The organism is Sporomusa sp. (assembly GCF_035561255.1).
Classification (GTDB): domain Bacteria; phylum Bacillota; class Negativicutes; order Sporomusales; family Sporomusaceae; genus Sporomusa.
In genome coordinates, this window is sequence record NZ_DATMXX010000294.1 from 1 (window position 1) to 2,118 (window position 2,118).

The window sequence follows — 2,118 nt, forward strand, 5'->3', positions numbered from 1 at the left end:
GTGCGGAAGAACGCTTTACTATCTTATTTCATACTAATCCATGTATGATGGCCATAGTTACCTTAGCGGGAAGGTATGTTGATGTAAACGAGGCCTTTATAGAGAATATTGGGATGAATAGAGGCGACATAATTAATAAAAATACTACTGAAATCGACTTAGGAGATGGTGGCAGTATAGCTGTAAGGCTCAGACAAATGATGCGAGATCATAGTCAGATTAGAAATGAGGAGATTCATTATATTACAAGTTTTAACGAAGAAAAAACTGCATATTTATCAGGGGATATTATAGATTTTGGTATAAATAAGTGTGCTTTAATTATACTTACAGATATCACTGAGCGTCGATGTTTAGAAAAAGAATGGTTACGTCTGGATCGTCTCAATTTTGTTGGCCAGATGGCCGCTAGTATTGGGCATGAGATACGTAATCCTTTGACAACTGTTCGGGGCTATCTTCAACTTTTTCAAAAACGAAAGGATAGTATAGCCATGACTGATGCCGCGGCTGTCATGATTGAAGAACTTGATCGTGCTAATACAATTATCACTGAATTCCTGACTATGGCAAAAAATAAACGCAGTGAGTTTTCAAGAATAAATATAAACGAAATAATTAATAGCCTGTTGCCTCTCCTAAATGCTAATGCTTTAGAGAATGGTAGAACAATTAAGACCCAGTTGGGTGCAGCTGCTGAGATTTCCTTAGACACGAGAGAGATTAGGCAGGTAATCTTAAATCTAGTGCAAAATGCTATTGAAGCAACTGACTGTGGTGGTACAATTACAATAAGGACTTCAGAGTCGAACCAAGAAGTAATCCTTACAGTAGAAAACGATGGTAAAAGAATTCCACCGGAAGTGCTGGATAAGTTGGGTACGCCATTCTTTACAACAAAAGACACCGGCATGGGCATGGGATTAGCTGTATGTTATAGTATCGTAGCCCGCCATAAGGCTAAACTTATGGTAGAGTCGACTGACACTGCAACTAGATTTGATATCCGGTTTTGATTGATTCCTCGCAAGCTCAACATATGTAAGAGCAACTACTTGCCGGGTTTACTGGGTCATTTAGATTATATAAGAGGTGTTAACTATGATTCAATCAGATTGGCAGGATATTTTAGTTAATTTTGTTTATACAAATCTGCCGGCGTTAATGAATCCAGCAAGCAACATCACTATTGTGAGCACTACATCCCTGCCTATTCTACCAGATGCAAATACAATTGTTATAACACCGGAAATCTTATTAGGGCTTCAGGCTTATGTATTAAATAACTTTGATGATTTACGCCTGCCTAGTGATATTCAAGACATAGTAAGAGAGTTCTTTTCGGTAAACCTGCCCGAAGACTCTAACCAGGGTGTCGTGTTATAAAAAAAGAGCCATCCAGATAAATGGATGGCTTGAATATTAAAAAGCTATTGGATATATCTGCGGGCACCGATGTAGTGCTCAGTATAATATTCTTCAGATAGAGAATTAATAGTTACCTGTTTGGCAGCGGAGCTGGCATGGATGAATTTGCCGTCACCCATGTAGAAACCAACATGAGAGGCACCCGGTTTGTAGGTTGTAAAGAAGACCATATCGCCTACTTTTAGATTAGACTTTTCGATAGCAACACCTGTACTATATTGTTCAGCTGCTGTCCGTGGAATCGTAATACCGTTTTCTCTCATCACATATTGTGTATAACCGGAACAGTCCCAGCCGTCAGGCGTTGCACCACCCCAGACATAAGGAACTCCCATATATTTTTGGGCACTCTTAACAATTGTTGCGCCTTTTGTAGTGTTAGTGTTGGTAGTAGTATTAGTAGTGTTGGGGCTTATTGCACCAAGGGCAGAAGATATATTATTAGCGCTGCTGCTATTGTCTGAGTTTCCGAGAACTTTGCCTAGCAAAAGCGCTAGCAGGATGTTTAGTATTCCACTAGAACTACTGCTGCTTTGAGCAGAAGGGCCAGCGATGTCTGTAAGTGAGAATGCTTTTGCGGGTGCTGCCGGCATAAACAGGGTAGTAAAAAACGTGAAAAGAAGAATAAGTGTTATGTTATTCGAATAGCGTTTCATTACGCCCTCCTTATCAAAAGATATTTATATCAAC

3 protein-coding genes are annotated in these 2,118 nt (G+C 39.6%); 2 read left to right on the top strand and 1 reads right to left on the bottom strand.

The window, feature by feature from the left end; all coding sequences use genetic code 11:
* Positions 1-1,016: two-component system sensor histidine kinase NtrB (locus tag VN379_RS15945; protein WP_325535612.1), on the top strand; the 1,016-nt coding region annotated here is incomplete at its 5' end.
* An 85-nt stretch (positions 1,017-1,101) separates the two neighbouring features.
* Positions 1,102-1,386 carry a hypothetical protein gene (locus VN379_RS15950; protein ID WP_325535614.1) on the top strand — a complete coding sequence of 95 codons (285 nt, stop codon included), beginning with the start codon at positions 1,102-1,104 and terminating at the stop codon, positions 1,384-1,386.
* Positions 1,387-1,430: 44 nt separating this feature from the next.
* Here the strand turns inward: VN379_RS15950 and VN379_RS15955 are convergent, their stop codons facing one another.
* Positions 1,431-2,084 (bottom strand): C40 family peptidase, encoded by a 654-nt coding sequence (locus tag VN379_RS15955; protein ID WP_325535616.1) that lies wholly within the window; start codon positions 2,082-2,084, stop codon positions 1,431-1,433.
* Between the last annotated feature and the right edge of the window lie 34 nt (positions 2,085-2,118).